Source organism: Pseudomonas sp. Irchel 3A7, from assembly GCF_900187565.1.
Classification (GTDB): domain Bacteria; phylum Pseudomonadota; class Gammaproteobacteria; order Pseudomonadales; family Pseudomonadaceae; genus Aquipseudomonas.
Window position 1 is genome coordinate 38,575 of sequence record NZ_FYED01000019.1, and the last position, 18,817, is coordinate 57,391.

Consider the following 18,817-nt stretch of genomic DNA (forward strand, 5'->3'; position numbering starts at 1 on the left):
TACCCATGACGATTAATTCAGTCAACCGGAGACCGCCATGACTGCCTTGAATATGCCCCCTGCCGTCGCCCTCGATTCAGCCACAAAATCGACGTCGATCAAAAACCTCCCCATCAACCTGTTCGGTTCCGTGATGGGGCTTGCAGGCCTCAGCCTGGCTTGGCGCCTGGTCAGCCAACACACCGCTCAGGCCAGTGTGATCGCCGACGGCATCGGCCTGTTTGCCGGACTGGTCTTCGCCCTGCTGGTATTGGGCTACCTCACCAAATGGATCAAGCACCCCGAAGTGGTGAAAGCGGAATTCAACCACCCTGTGTCTGGCAACTTCTTCGGTACCGTCACCATTGCCCTGTTGCTGCTGTCTGCTGTATCTGCCCCCTACAGCGCGGTGTTGAGTCAGGCGCTTTGGGTCATTGGCAGCCTGTTGACCGTGGTGCTGGGTGGTGTGGTGGTATCGCGGTTGCTGTCGGGTAACCAGGACGCGCAGCATGCCGTGCCCGCGTGGTTGATCCCCGGTGTCGCCACCCTCGACATCGCCGTGGCCGGTGCGCAAATGCCCATGGCCTGGGCTTATGAGTTCAACGTGTTCGCCATCGCCGTCGGTACCGTGTTGGCGCTGATGTTCTTCACCCGGATTTTCGCACGACTGGTACACGAGCCAGCCATGGCCAAAGGCATGACGCCTTCGCTGATGATTCTGATCGCGCCTTTTGAAGTCGGCTTCCTGGCCTACACCAACTTCTTCGGGGTGATCGATCACTTCGCCAGCCTGCTGTTCTACTTCGGTCTGTTTCTGTTTGCGGTGCTGGCCTTCAAAGTGTTTCGTAAAGACGTGCCCTTCTCGCCTGCCTGGTGGGCCATCAGCTTCCCCATCGCCGCGCTGAGCAATGCCGCGTTGAAATACGCCTACGCACAAGACAGCATCGTCCTCAGTGCCGTGGCCTATTTGATTCTGGCCTTCCTGACCATTGCCTTGGCGGTACTGACCGTGAAGACATTGAAAATCCTGTTCAACGGAAAACTGTTGTCCAACTGACCCATCGAGGCATCCATGACTTACGGTTATTCCTGGGGCCTGCTGTTTCTGGCAGGTCTTCTGGAGATTGTGTTCGCGATAGGCTTGAAATCCGCCAGCGGCTTGCAAAGACCCTGGTTGTTACTCGGCACGTTCGTGGCTTTGGCGGGGAGCCTGACGTTGTTGACCCTGGCGCTGCGCCAACTGCCCATTGGCACAGCGTACGCCGTGTGGACCGGTATCGGCGCTGCCGGTACGGCATTGGTCGGCATGTACTGGCTCGGCGATGCGGTGTCTTTCTGGCGGGTGGTCTGGCTGGGGATGATTGTGGTGAGTGTCGCAGGGCTGCGCTGGTCGTGAGACCGGCTGAGCAGTACGGATTCACAAACAAAAAACGGGCGCTTCAAAAGCGCCCGTTTCCATGGGTCAAGGATTTCCGTCAGACCCGCTTGTCCAGTTCATCCAGCGACACCCGAGCCACCAGCGCCTCAGGAATTCGGGAGACTTCGGACAGGTTATAGACTTGAAAATCCTTGTTCATGACGTACTTCGACAGGATCTCGAATGACGGCAGTATTCTCGTATAGAAGTGCTCATCAAGCCGGCAGGGGGAAGCAAACACCCCCGGCGCTTCATAGAAGCGATTCGCTGATTGATTCAAGTCCACACCCACCAGAAACACCTTGGTAAACCCCAGGTGATAGGCAAGCTGTAATGCCAGGTAGGCCACTGTGCGAGCGTCGAAAAAACCGCGCTTTAGATTCTTGCTGAAACCCAGGCTCCGATTACGGCCAGTGCCGAGCTTGCGGCTTCTGACAAGTTCGTTGTCATTGCGAAACAGATCGCTCCAGGACAGCTTGGGTGCCCGGCTCAACAGATACAGCTGGCCTGAGGGTTTGACCGTTGTATGCCAGACGTGATCTTCCGACAGCGCAACCCGTTCACTGAGTCGCATGGCCTGCGAGAACAATTCAGGTTGCTGCCGGGAAAATCCCTGATCGGTACACACATAAAAAAACGGGTTGATGCCTGTCCCGATAAACTTCGAGATCGCGCCATTCATGGTGATCATCGGAACATCGGCAAATTTTTCCAGCGGAAAATCCTTGGCAGACGGCCCCGAGGCAACGATGAACACCGATCCTTTTTGAATGTTGCGGCACTCATCGAGGTCATGCACATGAAGTGGACCTGCGGTGCGTGACGAGTTTTTCTGCGCAACATCCATCTTCAAATTTCCTATCCATTGAGATCGATCATGTGTGACCAATCTTCATTGTGATAGTTTTCAACCGACGAGCCAACAGCTTGACTTCATCGGATCCCAAGTTTGCGACGGAGCGCAAAGGCCGTCGCAGAGCGTTCCCCGTTTTCAGAAACGACGCACAGTCTTGGGCCAGAGTGAAAACCACCCTCGTCTGATACTGTCTATTACGGGTTTTGCCCTGTGACCACCATCGCAGTTTCCGCCCGTGGCAATTCCAGCGCCGGCAGTTTTGAAGGTAAATTCAACTGCTTCAGTACCGGCGTATCGTAGCCATAAACATCGGGTTTGAACGTCACCCGCCCCTCTTTGCTCAAGTCGACAGTCCAGTAAGCCAGCAGCACCGGCACCTTGACCGGGAGCCTGATGTTTTCGGTCCTGCCATTGGCCAACTGCTTCTGAATGCCCTCACTGTTCCAGTGCTCCGGGTCATTGAACAATAGCTCGACCAACTGCAGCGGATTCTCCACCCGGATGCATCCGGAACTGGTGGCGCGCATGGACTTGGCAAACAACTCGCGATGCGGCGTGTCGTGCAGATAAATCGCATAGTCGTTGGGGAAACGAATGACCACCTGCCCCAATGAATTCTCAGGGCCGGCATCCTGGCGCAGCGTGATACCGCGCGCGTTGTACCAGTCGACGGTCGACGGATCGAGCACGTTGCCTTCGCGATCCAGGGCCCGGATCCGATTGGCCGCCAGGTAATCCGGGTTCTGTTGAATCTTGGGCAGCATATCCTTGACCAGAATCGTCGGCGGCACGGTCCAGGTGGGGTTGAACGTGACGTAAGTAATCTCGGATTGAAACACCGGCGTACTGCGAAACGGCTTGCCGACCTGTACCCGGGAACGCCAGATCGGCTGGCCGTCGCGATACAGCGCGACCTTGTACCCGGCGATGTCCACGACGACAAAAGTGCCTTGCAGCTTGTACAGCAACCACCGCGCCCGCTCCATGTTCACCCGGACCTGATCGATCCGTGCCTCGACCGGCACATTCAGCGCCGCCAGGGTCGCCGCCCCTGCCACACCGTCCGCCCCCAGATACTGCTCGGCCTGATACTTCTTCACCGCCGCAATGACTTTGTCGTCGTAATCGCTGCGTTTGCCCTTGGTTGGCTCCAGATAACCACCGGCCACCAGGCGGGCGCGCAACTGTGCAACTGCCGCACCGTCCATCCCCGGCTTGAGCGACTGCCCCTCGGCGACCTTCGGCCAACCACCGGCATCCCGAACCTGACGCAAGTGCGCCAGCGCTACGCGCATGCTGCGATAAACCGCCTCTTGCGGCGGCGCTTGAGCGAACGCGCGAGCCACATCGTGATCGTCGAGGGCAGCAAAGAAACTGTTCACATCCTCACGGGAATCAACCCCCTCGGGGTCGAAGTTCCAATGAAAATCCAGCCGTGAAGGGTCGACCTTGCCGCGCCGCAACTGCAACAGCGCAGTGATGTAGGTGCGGGTCAGCCCGATATCGTAAGCCGCCGATTGCGCTGGCGTTGGCGCGGTGGCCTGCATCGCCAGTTGCGCCTGGACCAACTCGGCACTCCGGTAATCCGAGGGGTTCAAGCCATCGATTTCAGTTTCATTCAGACTTTTGAGCAACTGGGCGACATCGCGTCCGTTCGTCCAGGCGGCGCGATAGTTGCGGTGGGAATAGAAATCCAGGACCACGCGGTTGATGTCCGCGCGCTGATGCTTGCGTGAAGTGAGCAGCGGCGGGAATGCCGATTGCAGGGGTTCCAGCACGGCCTGGATCGCTTGACCCACGACATCATCAGGCGCCGCCGACACCACACTGGTTTCCGGAGTTGCCTGCACGATCGGCGAACTTTCACCAAATGCCGTGCCGCTGATCAGAAAGACCATAAAAAAAGCGCGGCTTATGACGAATAACCTTGTTAATTGCACCATGGATAATCCTTAATCTCCCGCAAATCAAAGGCTAGCGTTCCACTCGCTGCTAGACTCGACATATTCCTGATGAGACTTACCTTATGCCGATACAACGCTTTGGCTTTCTGCTCACAGCCCTGCTGTTGACGTCGGCCTACCTACCAGCCTACGCCGATTCGCTTGAAGTGGCGCTGGCCAAAGCTGCTCCAAACGCCAATGCAAAAGTCATCGCCCTGGCGGTACGTGCCACCCAATGCACCCGCGCCCAAGGCGCAGCCCCGGCACAGAGACTAGCAGTGATCGATTACTCCTTGCCTTCAACCGAACAACGGTTGTGGGTGTTCGACCTGAAAAAGCGCAAATTGCTGTTCCAGGAACTCGTCGCCCATGGCCGCAACAGCGGCGAAAACATGGCCACCCAGTTCTCCAACCAGAATGAAAGCTTCGCCACCAGCCTCGGCCTGTTCCGCACGCAGGAAAGTTATCGCGGCCAGAACGGCTACTCATTGCGCATGGAAGGCCTGGAGCCCGGCTTCAACGATAACGCCTTTGATCGGGCAATCGTCATTCACGGTGCACCGTACGTCAGTCCGGTCCTGGCACGCGCCAACGGGCGCATTGGCAGAAGCCTCGGTTGCCCGGCAGTGCGACCCGCCATTGCGCGCAGGCTGATCGACTCGATGAAGGATGGGCAGTTGCTGTTTTCCTACTACCCGGATCAGCGCTGGCTGAAGTCTTCTTCCTATATCAATTGTGGCAGCGGGACAGTAGCGTCATCGGACAAAGCCACCAAACGCCAGTAAACCTGCGCGCCAAGCTGTCAAAACTGTAATCTTCGCCTCAGCCTGCTGAAAGGCACCGCCCGTTAGCCTCATCGACACGTTCACCAGGCTGACGGGAAAAACGGCATGCACTCCAACACTTCAAGACGCACCTTCGTCAAGGGGCTGGCCGCGGGCGGGCTGCTGGGCGGCCTCGGGTTATGGCGAACGCCGGTCTGGGCGATCACCAGCCCCGGCGAACCGCAGGTGCTGGCCGGCAGCGATTTCGAGCTGTTCATCGGCGAAACCCCGGTCAACTTCACCGGCAACCCGCGCACCGCAATGACCATCAACGGCAGCCTGCCCGGCCCGCTCCTGCGCTGGCGTGAAGGTGACACGGTGACGCTGCGGGTGAAGAACCGGCTCAAGGACAGCACCTCCATTCACTGGCATGGCATCCTGCTGCCCGCCAACATGGACGGCGTGCCGGGGCTGAGCTTCAAAGGCATCGAACCGGGTGGCGTCTACGTTTATCAATTCAATGTCCGGCAAAACGGTACCTACTGGTACCACAGCCATTCCGGCCTTCAAGAACAGATCGGCGTGTACGGTCCGCTGGTGATCGACGCCCGGGAACCGGAGCCCTTCCAGTACGATCGCGATTACGTCGTGATGCTGTCCGACTGGACCGACGAAGACCCCGTCAGCTTGATGAAGACCCTGAAAAAACAATCCGATTACTACAACTACAACAAACGCACCGTCGGCGATTTCATCCACGACGTCAGCGAGAAAGGCTGGGGCGCGACGGTTGCCGATCGCAAGATGTGGGCCGAGATGAAAATGAACCCCACCGACCTGGCCGACGTCAGCGGCGCCACCTACACCTTTTTGATGAACGGCCAGACGCCGGACGCCAACTGGACCGGTGTGTTTCGTCCCGGCGAGAAGCTGCGGCTGCGGTTTATCAACGGCTCCGCGATGACCTACTTCGACGTGCGCATTCCTGGCTTGAAAATGACCGTGGTGGCGGCGGATGGACTGCATGTCAAACCGGTGAGCGTCGATGAATTCCGCATCGCGGTGGCGGAAACCTTCGACGTGATCGTCGAGCCGACAATGGAGACCTACACCCTCTTCGCCCAATCGATGGACCGCACCGGCTACGCTCGCGGCACGCTGTCCGTGAAGGCAGGCTCAGCGGCGCTGGTGCCGCCACTGGATCCGCGCCCCCTGGTCACCATGGATGACATGGGCATGGGCGGGATGGACCACGGCAGCATGGCCGGCATGGATCACAGCGCCATGGCCATGCCCGGCATGCAATCCCATCCGGCGTCGGAAAACGACAACCCGTTGGTGGACATGCAGGCCATGTCCACCTCCCCCAAACTCGACGACCCCGGCCTTGGCCTGCGAAACAACGGGCGCCGGGTCCTGACCTATGCCGACCTGCACAGCACCTTCGAAGACCCGGATGGCCGCGAACCCGGTCGCACGATCGAATTGCACCTCACCGGGCACATGGAGAAGTTCGCCTGGTCGTTCAACGGCGTGAAGTTTTCCGACGCCGAACCGCTGCGCCTCAAGTACGGCGAGCGCGTCCGGGTGGTGCTGGTCAACGACACCATGATGACGCACCCCATCCACCTGCACGGCATGTGGAGCGACCTCGAAGACGAGAACGGCGACTTCAAGGTGCGCAAACACACCATCGACATGCCGCCGGGCTCCCGGCGCAGCTATCGGGTCACCGCCGATGCACTCGGGCGCTGGGCCTATCACTGCCATCTCCTGTACCACATGGAAATGGGCATGTTCCGTGAAGTTCGCGTGGAAGAATGAGGCGCTACCCATGACCGGATTTACCCGCAACGTTCTGACCTTCGTCGCCCTCGGACTGACGCTTTCCAAGGCGATAGCCGCCACCGACGACATGCAGGGCATGGACCACAGCCAGATGGACCATAGCCAGATGCAACCCATGGACGACGGCCAGATGCAGCCCGCCGCACCGACCGAAAGCCGCACGCCCATCCCGCCGTTGACCGACGCCGACCGCGCCGCCGTCTACGCAAGCCCCCACGGCCATACCGTGCACGACAGCGCGCTCAACACGTTCTTCCTCGCCGACAAGCTTGAATGGCAGGACGCCGATGACGGCAGCACCCTGGCCTGGGATCTGTCAGGCGGGATCGGCGGCGACATCGATCGCCTGTGGCTGCGCTCCGAAGGCGAACGCACCAACGGCAAGACCGACGACGCCGAAATCCAGGCGCTCTGGGGCCACGCCATTTCGCCGTGGTGGGATGTCGTGAGCGGCGTGCGCCAGGACTTCAAACCCGGCGCCCCGCAAACCTGGGCCGCCTTCGGCGTGCAAGGCATGGCGCTGTACAACTTCGAAGCCGAAGCCACCGCCTTCATCGGCGAAGGCGGCCAGAGCGCGGCACGGCTGGAGGGCGACTACGACATCCTGCTGACCAACCGGCTCATCCTGCAGCCGACCGCCGAGCTCAATTTCTACGGCAAAAACGACCCGCAACGGGGCATCGGTTCCGGGTTGTCCAACAGCGAAGCCGGCCTGCGCCTGCGCTACGAGATCCGCCGGGAATTCGCGCCGTACATTGGCCTGACCTGGAACCGCACCTACGGCAAGACCGCCGATTACGCCACAGACGAAGGCGAGGACCGCAGCGAAGCACGCCTGGTACTCGGCGTGCGGATGTGGTTCTGAACCTATTGATCCAATAACCAACAATTGACCGCTTCAAGCGGCAAGAGGCCTTGCATGCGCACGTTCAAAACCACCATTGTTGCCAGCGTATTTTCTACCGGCCTGCTACTGAGCGCCCTCGCCCAGGCCCACCCGAAACTGCTCTCGTCCACCCCTGCCGAAGGCACGGAAGGCGCCGCGCCGGGGACCATCGAACTGCACTTCTCCGAAAACCTCGTGACGCAGTTTTCCGGAGCGAAACTGGTCATGACCGAAATGCCTGGCATGGCTCATGCCCCCATGCCCATGAAGGCCAAGGTCAGCGGCGCCAGCGACCCGAAAACCATGCTCATCACCCCAGCCTCACCGCTGCCTGCCGGCACCTACAAAGTCGAATGGCGCGCGGTGTCATCGGACACCCACCCGATCACCGGCAACGTCACGTTCAAAGTGAAATGATCAATGAGCGAACTGGCCAACATCGCCCTGCGTTTTGCGCTGTACACGGATTTGATGCTGCTGTTTGGGGTAGCGCTCTTTGGGCTGTACAGCCTTAAAGGACCGGAACGGATATCGGGGGCGGTGTTGCCGTTTCGCTCGCTGTTGACGGGAACCACCCTCCTCGGTGCGGTGCTGTCCGTTGCCGGCATGGTTTTGCTGGCAAGTGCCATGAGCGGTGAAACAGACTCCGCGGCACTGCGCCCGCACATGGAAATGATGGTCCTGGAAACGGATGTCGGGCTGGCCTGGACGGTTCGGATCATTGCGCTGGTTGTCGCTGGAATCGCCATGCTGCTCCACCGGCGCGCACCCGGCGTCAGCTTGCTCGTTGCGACGCTTGCTGGCGGCGGCGCCCTCGCCTCCCTGGCCTGGAGTGGCCACGGGGCGATGGATGAAGGCATCTGGCACTTCACCGCGGACATTCTGCATTTGCTGGCGGGTGGCGCCTGGCTGGGTGCGCTGGTCGCGTTTGCCTGGATGTCACGGACTGCTGCATTGCAAACCGAAGATCGCATTCGCCTGCTGGCCCACGCCGTCACCCGGTTTGAATCCATCGGCGCAGTCATCGTTGTTGTCATCGCGGTGAGCGGGGTTGTGAACTACCTCTTCATCGCCGGCCCGAAACTGTTCCTCAATACCTACGGGGTTTTACTGTTCGTCAAAGTCGCGCTGTTCGCCGGCATGCTCGTCCTCGCCGCGCTGAACCGCTTTCATTTGGGGCCGACGCTGGAGCGTTCATTGCGGGAGGGGCAGTATCGAGTGGCCGCGAATGCGTTGCGGCGCAGCGTCATGGTGGAATTGACGGCAGCGGTGTTGATTGTGGGATTGGTGGCGTGGCTCGGGACCTTAAGTCCGGGAGCGGAAATCGGCGATCTGTAAAGGAAGAAGCCTGACATTTCACCTGTGGCGAGGGAGCTTGCTCCCGCTGGACTGCGCAGCAGTCCCATTCAGGGGAGCCACTCATTTTTTAAACTCCTGAAAGTTTCACTACACTCCCACCCTTCAAAACCACGCCACCACAAAAGCCCAATAACAATGAAAAACATCAACTGCACCCTGATGCTCAGTGGCCTGCTCGCACTATCCCTAGGCGCCCAGGCACAAGAAACCCCATCGCACCTGGACAGCGTCATTCAACAAGGCCAACTGCGCGTCTGCACCACGGGCGACTACAAACCCTACACCTACAAAGCCGAGGACGGCGAATACTCAGGCATCGACATCGCCATGGCCCGCTCCCTGGCCGACAGCCTCGGCGTCAAGGTCGCATGGGTGCAAACCACCTGGAAAACCCTGATGCCCGACATGCTCGCCAGCAAATGCGACATCGCCATGGGCGGCATCTCGGTCACCCTGGAACGACAGAAAAAAGCCTTTTTCAGCACCACCCTCGACGTCGACGGGAAAATCCCCCTGGTGCGCTGCGAAGACCAGACGCAGTACCAAACCATCGACCAGATCAACCAACCCACCGTTCGCCTGGTCGAACCGGCCGGCGGCACCAACGAAGCCTTCGTCCACGCCTTCCTGCCCAAGGCGCAACTGAAACTGCACGACAACGTCACCATCTTTCAGGAGCTGCTGGATAAAAAGGCCGACGTGATGATCACAGATGCCTCAGAAGCGCTGTACCAGCAAAAACTCAAACCGGGATTGTGTGCGGTCAATCCGACGCAGTACATGCAATATGGGGAAAAGGCTTATCTGCTACCGCGGGATGACATGACGTGGAAGTTGTATGTGGATCAATGGCTGCATCTGGCCAAGGTGACGGGGAATTATCAGAAGGTGTTGGGGCAGTGGTTGGCGGTGCCTGAAGATAAGTAACGAACATCAAAAGGGCACTCGCTCAGCTGTTCATTCAAATCATCTTTAGGCCAGCAAGAAATCTGTGGCGAGGGAGTTCACTCCCGCTGGGCCGCAAAGCGGCCCCCTGCGCCTGTGCAGACAGACTGCGTTATCCGTGCCTGCAACTGCTGCGCAGGGCGCCCTTCTCCATTGCAGCGTTAAACGATTGGCAGCCAATCAGTCGTCGTGCAGCAAACCCGAGCTGTACTCACCAAAGCTATTGCCAAGCGCACTACCATGGAAATTCACTTTGTCAGGATTGTTGGTGGGCCCCGGGCCAAAGCCGCTGGACGGTACGCTTTCTTCGGAATAACGGTTTGCGGTACTCACCCCGGAACAAGCGCTCAACAGCACAGCACCGGCAATTAGCGTGGCTTTGGCGAGGTTTGAAATCATTTTCGGTGTCCTGTTGGGTGGAGGCGCGTTGGCTTGAATATGTGCCCTCATCCTAGGCTTTGCGCCGGGTGGGGATTATGAAACTTTGCGGGGTGACAGCGTTGGTTCAGGTGGGGTGGTTTCTCCAATAAAAAGGACGCCATTAAGGGCGCCCTTCTCTTTTACAGCCGTACACTCATGCACTCACGGGCGGGTCGACATTATCCAGTGCCCTATTCACCAATAGCTCCCCAACGACCGCCAACTGCTGAATCGACAACGCCAGACTGCGTGGCGAGCCTTCGAGCTTACAGGCCAGATCGGTAGTGAGGACGTTTAGTGACGCCAGCGTTTCGCAGGCATGACAAAGCAAGGTTTCAGTGTCGACATTGTGCACGATGGTAAAGACGTGGCAGATCGGATCGGCGTGATTCGGATTGCGTAAGCGCTTGCTGACAACACGATGACTGGCTTCGGAAAGCTGGTCGAGATCGGAAGCGGTTGGCGCTTCGGGAGGATCGGGCGTTATTTTTTTCATCGTTTGCGTTCCTAGAATTAATTAAAGGAACTGCCAGCATCACTTCCACATGATAGGTGGCAGCTGTGCGCAGGTGTGGAAGACCGGGGATCTAGGAACCCGGCGCACCCGAAAGTGCCCCGCGCACAGCCGCCATAATTTAACAGCAGACATGAAAAAAGCGCCTGCTTAAATTCAGGTGGCGCCTTTGCGCCTAGATCTTGTGAAGGGCTTCCACACCCTTGTCGCTGAATTTGCAGCGACGGGGGGAAGGCTATCGGGGTGGGCAAGGGAGTACAAGATGGACGAATTCGACAGAGATGGCGGGAAATTTCCTACATTTTGGGTGATTTCATCAACATGAGATTGTTGGCTGTGTTCGATGATGGATTGGACCGACCAATCACCATCCACCAGCAAATAAAGGCCAACAAGACCTTCAAAAAGTAACCGTACCAATTTCGTACCAACGATATTCCACTTCCACTAAATCTGCCTTCACTCGCACTTTTCTGTAGCAAATTTTAAGCAACCATATTTGGCTCCAATCCGAGCACTATCGACACTGTCAAAATACGTTGACGCATTGGTACCGACCTCTATAAGCCCCTCTTGCTCTATGAAGTTTACAAGCTGCTACGCTTGCCTTTTCATGGAGGAATCGTGATGCCTGATACAGACCTACTCCCTTCCCTGCTCTTCAAGATCAACGAGAATCAACTCGCCCTCGAAGCCGCCATCATGGAGCTAACTAACTGGGCTGAGCAGCGCGGCGCGGCCGAGCTCGCCGACAACGTTCGCGGTGCCCTGGTCGCAATCGACCGTAATGAGGAGTTCATCAAGATGACGCTAGCGGTAATGATGACACCCGAGTGACTGCAGGCGGCCAAAAGCGGTCATGCACATGAGTTAGAATTCGAGATATTGATTGGAATTCGAGCTCCTCGCGCGCCGCTGAGGCGGACGCTCCTTTACCCATAGCTCTCCCGCTATTTTTAGAATAAAAGGACCTGGTGATGGCAAGAGATGATTTCGCACCGACGGTAGTCGCGGCGCTTGGGAAACGTGCAGCATTCATATGCTCGAATCCTAATTGCAGAAAACTAACAATTGCACCCTCAAGTGCAGACGCTATGAAGTTCCTATACATCGGAGCAGCGGCGCACATTACTGCCGCATCTAAAAATGGCCCCCGTTACGACTTGAACATGAAGGCAGAGGATCGTGCGGCAATAACAAATGGGATCTTCCTATGCCGGAGTTGCGCCGATCTAATAGATAAAAATAGAGGCATCGATTTTACGGCTGATGAACTGAGATCTTGGAAAACAGATCATGAGGAATGGGTCTCAGCCAATTTGAATAAAACACCAGGAGGCGTTGGTGGGGATGGCGGAGGAGGCACAATCATCGGCGATAGAGGTACTGTAATCGGTGGAAAGGGAGGTGACGGAGGGACAGCAGGAAGTGGAGGGAAAGGTGGTAGCGGTTTCATACACGGTGATGACGGGATAATAATAGGTGGAGATGGTGGAAATGCCGGTACCGCTGATGGCCGCGGCGGAAAGGGGGCGCGGAGCCCTATGCAACGCTATGGAACTCCGACCGATCTATGGAGGTTCGGAAGTGGTGGCTCAGGGGCTAATCACCCAGAGTACGACCGGCGCCTCACCCTATTGGCTCAGTTCAGGTATGAATACGTAACTACACTGCCCGATCATGCCCCGTATGTTCATGCAGGAATCGACGTGGTTCCAGCCGACTGGATCAACCAGCGACTTGCCGAATGTAATGAATTGTGGAGAGTAGAAATGGGAGAATTTGGATACACGCTTCCACCTTTAACTTCTGAAGGATAGTGATTCGAATCCCATCAAATCCCCATAGATCCGCTCTAGACCAGCATAAGCATCGGGCGTGACCTAAGGGGAAACAACTCTTTGGCCTTGGGTAAAAGTGCGGTGGGTGAACGCTACGTAATCGCGTGGAGCGCCGCGTGAATCATCAGAAATACTTTTTATGCGCGCGGCAAACGTGCTGCCGTCTGAATTTCTGACCAAGAAAACTTCACCTGTATGCACTGTATAAACACGGGATGTGCTGTCGAATTGTTCGAAGGCTATGGCTTCGTTCTCGGCGATGTTTTTGCAACGTGCCACCTTTGCACCGCCGGTGGCATAGACGTGAATGGAGGTGTCATCGGCTTTGCTAAATTTCAGGTCAAAAGTGGAGCTATTTTTCGAGCTGATTCTTATTTCCCCGTTATTGGTTGAATAGTCGAAAAAGGTGAAGTCGTCGTCTGCGCTAACGTAGCTGAGATTCCCGAAATCGAGGGCTTCAGCGTCCCTTACATCCTCCACTACACCCTCTGAAACCCCGACCTCACGGAGCAAGTCTGCCAACTTCAACAGCTGGAGACTCTTTCCATTCGTTATCCGGCGAAACTCGTCAATCAACTCAGGTCGAGGGTAAACGCCCTCATTGCCCGAACGTACGAGCCAGTCGGCCTTCTCTTCGCCTGTCACGAAAATCACATCTTTCTGATTGGAGTTACCGATTTCCAAAATGGTGAGCCAGATCAGGAAGTCTCCGATCCCCTTATCGGGTTTGCCCGCGTCTTTGTAGCCTGGAGGCACCTTTTTATCCAACCGAGCTTTCCAATCCTGCGCGACTTGAGCTCGATTGGGTTCGTATTCAACTACCACCTCTCGACCAAAAATCTTTTGATAAGCCAAGGTCACAGGGTCGTCGCCCCTCCAGGCCTTCATCCGATCGATCAAAGGCTGCAGGGCCTTCACATAGTCGCGGCCGGCTTTTTTTAGATGATCATCGGCTTCTAATACAGGATTTGTCACATCCAAGTCTTTGAAGAAGTGCGGAAGATTGCCACCCACATTAAGAACGGCGCTGGCTTTGTCCTGCACGCTCTTTAGGATGCTGCCTAGATGGGTGTCTCTGTTCTTCAAATACTCACGAATCACTCGATTAGGGACTCGCAACCGCCCCTCTTCCGCTAACTTGGTAAAGACTGCCTTGATCTCGCTGAACTCTCTGCCGCCAACCTTGAACGGGAGCAAGAGGACATTCGTGTCCAGGACGATGAGCACGTCAGGGTCAGACGCTCCTTTGACCAGTGACGGCCTGAGTAGATCGCTCACACTGGGGTAGAGATCTTCTAGCGCCCACATGGGCGTTGCCCCATCGCTGTCCGTTTCGTCGGCACCTGTATTTCTCTCCCTAGCCACAGAGTATTCCTTTACCATTTTGATTATACGAGTTGAGTACGGGGGGTTAATGGCACCGAAGCCTGAGCTCTATCTTAGCTAGCTTAGGGCCACGAATACAGAATGAATCGCCCTTGACTTTGCAAATACATCTGAATGAGTTTTCTTTGCCAATTTCCGTGGTTACTGACCGGCTGCATCACGTATGCGGTCGCTCGGACTTCAGTTGAATGAGACATGGATAGGGATTCGAACCCCTTCTTGCTTGCTCGGAGGCCGCTTCCGGCCGGTAAATCCTATGTCTTAGCGCTTCCCGGTCGGCATTACACGGCCTATAGCGGTCCTGAATTTGCCCTAAATTTGCCCTAAGCCTGCACCTCTCCTTGGGCAAATTGGTTCCCAACACCTCGATCCTATACCTGGTCCGAGATGGAATGGACCAACTACTTCCAGCGACCCCGTTTTTAGCTGACTTTAGACCATCAAGTGAGACTGCGTACCATACTCGAACCATCTGTCCTGCAGTTGGTGCTTCCGACTCCTAGCCATAATGCGCCACGGCTTGCCATAAATTTTGGACTGCCTATGCTCAGGGTCTGTCTGATCGGATCATCACGGTGAGGGACCATTACGAATGTCGACGTTATCCGAACGTGTAACTATGAAATATCCACCTTTTGAAGTTTCATATATAGGGGAAAAGCACCCTCTAATCGCGCACCTGTTCGCACAGGTAACCAGTCAACTTACTGAACTACCTGACTTCTCTCGTGACAAAAAAATTGCTGTACTTTCGGACTTCGGCGGAGAGCATAAAGGCGCAAGTTTTTTTACATATTCATTCTTACTAATCTCCTATGACAAGATCTCCCCTTTTATTGAAGCTGTGGCTAAACTAAGAAGCGCGTACGATATCCTGGATCCCTACAGTGAATTCGCATACAAAGATCTTAACTATGGTCCGCGTAAACGGGCGCTTCCCGGATTCTTGAAAATTGTCGACACCTTACTTCATGGCGCACTAATTACCGTCGCAGTCGACAAAAAAATTGTCAGCCTTTTTGGCGCAGACAAGAAATCAGTTCACACACAAATACAAAAGGAATTTGCCGACGCCGGTTTAGCCGACTGGAAATTTGAATCTGCGGAAAAAGCGCTTCGCATTTGCCATTCCATATCATTCTTCGCATCTCTTACAACCCATAACGACCAGCGCTTACTGTGGTATTGCGATAGCGACACGGTTAATGACAACGAAGTTTTTTTCAACGATACAAGAAACATTTTAAATCGAACACTAGGCTTATATGTAAACCACTCATTCGATATACTCGGATTCGCAAAATCATTTGAAGGAAAATCACACCTTGATGATTTGCTTAGCATTACCGACTTGGCTGCTGGAGTGATTCAGGACCTGCTATCCGGACACAATACTGAAAATGACCAAATAAATGAAAACAAAGTCCCTCTCATTAAATGGCTTACACAACGGAGTAACTATCTAACCAAAATCACCTTACAGATGTTACGCCTACCTAACGGGGACATAAGTAGTGGCATCGTCGAATTCAATAAACCTCCAGCTAATTCGTCATTGTGAAAAAGAAAAGCACATATGCCAATCGTGCTAGAGAACCAACGCAAAAAAAGCCCTACAGCCTTATAAAAATGGTTGTAGGGCTTTATCGACAATTCAACGGAACAGGCCCAGTCTTGTCGAAATAGGTCAGGGCACCTAATCCTTAATTTTTGAATTAATGATGCTCGCATTATCTGTACTGACTTTGGAGTCTAAATCATGACCCGAATAGCCCTCAAGATCTGCTGAAAGGTTAACACATTGGTTTCTCATACCTGATATTGCGGCTGCTATCTCAGCGTTGGGAGCAGTATAATTCTTTACCGCCCCAATAAGAGCCGCACTAGGTGGTTTAATACTTTTCATGACGCCTGCTATGGCTGCATTTTGCGCCCTGAAGTTGTTCAAGGCGCTTATCAATTCGGGGCTAGGAGCCATGGACCCGAGAGCTTTCATCTGATTGGCATATCTAGAAATGATGCCAATGTCTAAACCTAATGATCGAGATACCAAATCGTTTTTCAGGGCGGTATTGTCTTTGATTCTGTCGACACTATGTTGAAGAGATTCTACTGAGGATGCCGGTGTTTTGCCGTCGACTCGCAACTTATCGATTTCTTCTTGCAACTTGGCCACTTCAACATCTCTTGCGGCGAGTGCATTCTCGCCTTCAAGAATCGAGGCACTTTGTGTTTTAATAAGGCTGTCCAGCATTATAACAAATGAAGCCATATCGTCCGCGGTTGCCGACAATCCATTGAATGTTATGAGAAAATACTTGAGCAGTTCGTTTTCGGAAAAATCGGGGTATCGCACCTTATGATCGATTTCACTCCAGGCTTCTTGAAATATTGTTCTTGTTTGAACCTCAACTAAAATTGGCTCCTTTTCTGGGTGGTACGTAATTCCGTAGTGGATTGATCTATAACCAGCATTGTGATTATCCTCAATAGCCCCCCTTTCAATTATCTGACTTAATTTAGCATCCCCCTCTCTTTTGAATATGGTTGTATCTTGTACATTCCAAGTATCGCGAATCTGTGAATCAACTGCCACACACTCTTCTTTCAACAAATGAAGTGCACGTACTCCGATTAAATCCGAAACAACCGCCCTGTAGTTTTCAACATTTATTTTTTCCCATTTTTCCTTGCGCGGGCTTTCTAAATTTTTTCTAAGTATTTTTTTAACTAAACCATATGTATCTTTTACTCTCCACCTCACTGAGTGGACGCTATTAAATGCTTGTATCCGATTGGCAATCGCCCCGCCATACAATGCAAGAGTTTGCATTGAAGCATCGTGGTGGTTGGCAATGCTGACAAGTTGATCCCAATCAAGACATGATTTCTCCCAATCATCTTCTGTGTAACCAGACTTTGCGAGAAACTCTTCTCGCGTCAAATCAAATGTCATTGCTACGTCCTCAAAACTGAAAATCATCGACTATAAATCAGGCGCTTTACGGCTGATATTGTGGTACTTGGGCGGGCTTTTCCCTCATTCTCGGACATTCGACTCAGACTCGCCTAGCAGGAGGCTGGCTATATCGCTTCGACTCACCTTTGTGTCGCCACGCATTGCTACTACAAGGCTGATGAGATGTTCTCTACCATCTTCCGTCGTTGCAGCTGCGCCCGATTTTTCAAATGCCCTCAAGGCGTTTATGACCTCACCCGATCCATGGATCACGATTTTGCATTTTGCCAACGCAGCGTCGGCCAGGACTTTATGACGATCACTTTGTATACCTGATCGAGCTATAGCGGAAAGGTAGTCTGCGTAAGCCTCTGTCCGAAGCGAATTTATTCGTTTATTTCGTTCAGTCAGCGTGCCGAAAGCGAACGCCATTACAGCAGTACAGGCCGCTACCAACAGAGGTATCCAACTACTCAATGCCATTACCGGCTCCTTCGCATTCTTTCCCTGGACTCAGGGGTGTTCTTTATATCTGATCAAAAAGTCCAAACTTGGCATAACATTGGCGTCAAGGTGATCCTGCATTCGCTGGCTCAGATGGTGCTCATTGGGGATATCAATGTCCACTTGGCTCGCCCATCCCCGCAAAATGCCCAGGAATACCATGCTAACGGTGTGACCATCCTCCATGTGCTGGAGCAGGAAAGCCTTCAGCTTCCCTCGCCCTTTATCGGAATGCAGGTCAAAACCGCCTGGCACATCTCGTAGCCGGTGCGCAATGATGTTGCGATGCTGGAGGAAGCGATCCAACTTGTCGTCGAAGGTAGGGTGCAGATCAACTTGCTTCCGCAGCGTTTTGAGCAGTCGTCCCAAAGTGGCTTTTGAGTGTCGCTCAAGCAGCAGCTGAAGCTGTTCCGCAGTTTGTAGTGGCTCGCCGTGCAAAGGAAAAGTAAGACAACTGCTCAGCAGGTGCTCAACAGCCTGCCCGGCGATCACCGCAAGACCCAGTGTCTTCAATACATCGTCCTGTTTAGATTTGTAGCCTGATTGCGCTTCATCTTTCATGCTCAGAGATACCCTTGGGGTCCGCAATGGTTTGAATGACCTGCGATCAAGGCAGACCCCACGTTTGACTGCGGGGCTTTGGTGCACCTGGTGCGATTTTTCTAAACGGGCTGGACTGAATGAGTGAGCGAGCGAGCACGAGCGGTCACCTGACAGTGGCTTCTCTTGGCCGACTTTTGTCTGTCGCAAACACCTTCTTGATGGGCTGGCCATAAAGCTCGGTGGGTAGGCCTCTGACTGAGCTCGCCTGAAATCTTGGAAAATCTAAGGGTGTCTAGCGAATTTTGCTACCCCCCTAGACCTGCTTATCGGCAGGGATCTGCCGCTCAAAGACCTGTCCGCTGCTACGCATAACGGGGCATTCGTTAAATGCCACCCGTCATCCCAGCCCACTTCGGTGGGCTTTTTTGCGCCGGCTGGACGCCAGAGGGTAGGGGCCACGCGACAGGCAGCTACCGGCCGATTCTGTTGAAAAAGTCGGTCTACCCAAACTGCCTGATCATTGCCTAGTGAAAACGCCTTTTTTGCACGCTGCTACGTGAAATCCGAGTTCGGAAGCCTCTGCCAAAAGTAAAGATTTTAATCTCGGACGCGTACTTTTCTGATGCGCAAACCACGGCCGACTTTTTCAACAG

19 protein-coding genes are annotated in these 18,817 nt (G+C 54.7%); 11 read left to right on the forward strand and 8 right to left on the reverse strand.

Annotation, left to right across the window (positions count from 1 at the left end; translation table 11 throughout):
- The first annotated feature begins 37 nt into the window (after positions 1–37).
- Positions 38–1,036: an SLAC1 anion channel family protein gene (locus CKW21_RS26930; RefSeq protein ID WP_095196898.1), complete on the forward strand. Its 999-nt coding sequence runs from the start codon at positions 38–40 to the stop codon at positions 1,034–1,036.
- Positions 1,037–1,051: 15 nt separating this feature from the next.
- Positions 1,052–1,375 (forward strand): multidrug efflux SMR transporter, encoded by a 324-nt coding sequence (locus CKW21_RS26935; protein ID WP_095196899.1) that lies wholly within the window; start codon positions 1,052–1,054, stop codon positions 1,373–1,375.
- Positions 1,376–1,454: 79 nt separating this feature from the next.
- Here the strand turns inward: CKW21_RS26935 and CKW21_RS26940 are convergent, their stop codons facing one another.
- Positions 1,455–2,243, reverse strand: a complete 789-nt coding sequence (locus tag CKW21_RS26940; RefSeq protein ID WP_095196900.1) for a 6-hydroxymethylpterin diphosphokinase MptE-like protein — start codon at positions 2,241–2,243, stop codon at positions 1,455–1,457.
- Between the two features lie 203 nt (positions 2,244–2,446).
- Positions 2,447–4,195: a murein L,D-transpeptidase gene (locus tag CKW21_RS26945; RefSeq protein ID WP_095196901.1), complete on the reverse strand. Its 1,749-nt coding sequence runs from the start codon at positions 4,193–4,195 to the stop codon at positions 2,447–2,449.
- Positions 4,196–4,278: 83 nt separating this feature from the next.
- On the opposite strand from CKW21_RS26945, the gene CKW21_RS26950 reads away from it, so the two are divergent.
- The 6 genes from CKW21_RS26950 to CKW21_RS26975 all read left to right on the forward strand — a co-directional run bounded on the left by CKW21_RS26950 (position 4,279) and on the right by CKW21_RS26975 (position 9,979).
- A complete protein-coding gene (locus tag CKW21_RS26950) occupies positions 4,279–4,980 on the forward strand; it encodes a murein L,D-transpeptidase catalytic domain family protein (protein ID WP_095196902.1) in 702 nt (233 codons plus the stop codon).
- A 105-nt stretch (positions 4,981–5,085) separates the two neighbouring features.
- Positions 5,086–6,783, forward strand: a complete 1,698-nt coding sequence (locus CKW21_RS26955) for a copper resistance system multicopper oxidase (protein WP_095196903.1) — start codon at positions 5,086–5,088, stop codon at positions 6,781–6,783.
- A gap of 10 nt (positions 6,784–6,793) precedes the next feature.
- Entirely contained in the window at positions 6,794–7,672 is an 879-nt protein-coding gene (locus CKW21_RS26960) for a copper resistance protein B (protein WP_095196904.1), read from the forward strand.
- A gap of 54 nt (positions 7,673–7,726) precedes the next feature.
- Positions 7,727–8,110: a copper homeostasis periplasmic binding protein CopC gene (gene copC / locus CKW21_RS26965; protein WP_095196905.1), complete on the forward strand. Its 384-nt coding sequence runs from the start codon at positions 7,727–7,729 to the stop codon at positions 8,108–8,110.
- Positions 8,111–8,113: 3 nt separating this feature from the next.
- Positions 8,114–9,031, forward strand: coding sequence for a copper homeostasis membrane protein CopD (gene copD, locus CKW21_RS26970; protein ID WP_095196906.1), 918 nt, complete (start codon positions 8,114–8,116; stop codon positions 9,029–9,031).
- A 156-nt stretch (positions 9,032–9,187) separates the two neighbouring features.
- Entirely contained in the window at positions 9,188–9,979 is a 792-nt protein-coding gene (locus CKW21_RS26975) for a transporter substrate-binding domain-containing protein (protein ID WP_095196907.1), read from the forward strand.
- A 198-nt stretch (positions 9,980–10,177) separates the two neighbouring features.
- Here CKW21_RS26975 and CKW21_RS26980 read toward each other — a convergent pair whose 3' ends face one another.
- Together CKW21_RS26980 and CKW21_RS26985 are read right to left on the reverse strand one after the other, a co-directional pair.
- Complete coding sequence (locus tag CKW21_RS26980; protein WP_095196908.1) at positions 10,178–10,396, reverse strand: hypothetical protein; 219 nt, start codon at positions 10,394–10,396, stop codon at positions 10,178–10,180.
- Positions 10,397–10,571: 175 nt separating this feature from the next.
- Positions 10,572–10,913 (reverse strand): DUF6124 family protein, encoded by a 342-nt coding sequence (locus CKW21_RS26985; RefSeq protein WP_095196909.1) that lies wholly within the window; start codon positions 10,911–10,913, stop codon positions 10,572–10,574.
- A 645-nt stretch (positions 10,914–11,558) separates the two neighbouring features.
- Here CKW21_RS26985 and CKW21_RS26990 point away from each other — a divergent pair.
- The gene (locus CKW21_RS26990) at positions 11,559–11,768 is read left to right on the forward strand and encodes a hypothetical protein (protein ID WP_095196910.1); all 210 of its coding nucleotides are present in this window, start codon (positions 11,559–11,561) and stop codon (positions 11,766–11,768) included.
- 140 nt (positions 11,769–11,908) lie between these two features.
- On the forward strand, positions 11,909–12,751 hold the full coding sequence (locus CKW21_RS26995) for a hypothetical protein (protein WP_141233031.1): 843 nt from the start codon (positions 11,909–11,911) through the stop codon (positions 12,749–12,751).
- 63 nt (positions 12,752–12,814) lie between these two features.
- Here CKW21_RS26995 and CKW21_RS27000 read toward each other — a convergent pair whose 3' ends face one another.
- Positions 12,815–14,080, reverse strand: coding sequence for a PIN domain-containing protein (locus tag CKW21_RS27000; protein ID WP_141233032.1), 1,266 nt, complete (start codon positions 14,078–14,080; stop codon positions 12,815–12,817).
- Positions 14,081–14,750: 670 nt separating this feature from the next.
- On the opposite strand from CKW21_RS27000, the gene CKW21_RS27005 reads away from it, so the two are divergent.
- Complete coding sequence (locus CKW21_RS27005) at positions 14,751–15,719, forward strand: hypothetical protein (RefSeq protein ID WP_095196913.1); 969 nt, start codon at positions 14,751–14,753, stop codon at positions 15,717–15,719.
- A gap of 135 nt (positions 15,720–15,854) precedes the next feature.
- On the opposite strand, the gene CKW21_RS27010 is transcribed toward CKW21_RS27005, so the two are convergent.
- From CKW21_RS27010 to CKW21_RS27020, 3 genes are all read right to left on the reverse strand, one after another.
- Positions 15,855–17,114 carry a RelA/SpoT domain-containing protein gene (locus CKW21_RS27010; protein WP_170948741.1) on the reverse strand — a complete coding sequence of 420 codons (1,260 nt, stop codon included), beginning with the start codon at positions 17,112–17,114 and terminating at the stop codon, positions 15,855–15,857.
- Between the two features lie 84 nt (positions 17,115–17,198).
- Positions 17,199–17,600, reverse strand: coding sequence for a hypothetical protein (locus tag CKW21_RS27015; protein ID WP_095196915.1), 402 nt, complete (start codon positions 17,598–17,600; stop codon positions 17,199–17,201).
- A gap of 30 nt (positions 17,601–17,630) precedes the next feature.
- Positions 17,631–18,182, reverse strand: coding sequence for a hypothetical protein (locus CKW21_RS27020; protein WP_095196916.1), 552 nt, complete (start codon positions 18,180–18,182; stop codon positions 17,631–17,633).
- Positions 18,183–18,817 lie beyond the last annotated feature (635 nt).